This is a genomic window from Verticiella alkaliphila (genome assembly GCF_018904615.1).
GTDB classification, from domain to species: domain Bacteria; phylum Pseudomonadota; class Gammaproteobacteria; order Burkholderiales; family Burkholderiaceae_B; genus Verticiella; species Verticiella alkaliphila.
Genome location: NZ_JADCNH010000111.1, coordinates 1 through 530 on the forward strand (window position 1 = coordinate 1; position 530 = coordinate 530).

Annotated in this window: 1 rRNA gene; it reads right to left on the reverse strand. The window is 50.8% G+C overall.

Features of this window, described 5'->3' with window-relative positions:
• Positions 1-198 (reverse strand): 16S ribosomal RNA (locus tag IMZ29_RS22450); the annotation flags it as partial.
• Between the last annotated feature and the right edge of the window lie 332 nt (positions 199-530).

Sequence of the window (530 nt, forward strand, 5' to 3'; positions counted from 1 at the left end):
CCCCCCCTTTCCCCCGTAGGGCGTATGCGGTATTAGCTACGCTTTCGCGTAGTTATCCCCCGCTACTGGGCACGTTCCGATACATTACTCACCCGTTCGCCACTCGCCACCAGACCGAAGTCCGTGCTGCCGTTCGACTTGCATGTGTAAGGCATTCCGCTAGCGTTCAATCTGAGCCAGGATCAAACTCTTCAGTTCAATCTCTGATAAATTTCCGTACTGTTTAGGTACGTCGCTCGCTCAAAGGAAGACAAGTTGGATTCGAAAATCCTTCCTGACTTCTTTCGGTATGAGCACTTGTATTCGTTCGCATCACGCCGGAACCGAAGTCCCATTGTGAATTGCGCCGTATTACCAAGCGCCCACACTTATCGGCTGTTATATTGTTAAAGAGCAGGTAGTGCTAAATTCTGTACTGCGATACTGCCAACTTCTTGCTGCCCCGGCTTCGCATCGCTGCGGCGCCGTCATCAGCAGAGAAGCGAGATTATGAAGAAGTTTTTGAAGCTTGTCAAGCTAGCGTTTTCGCT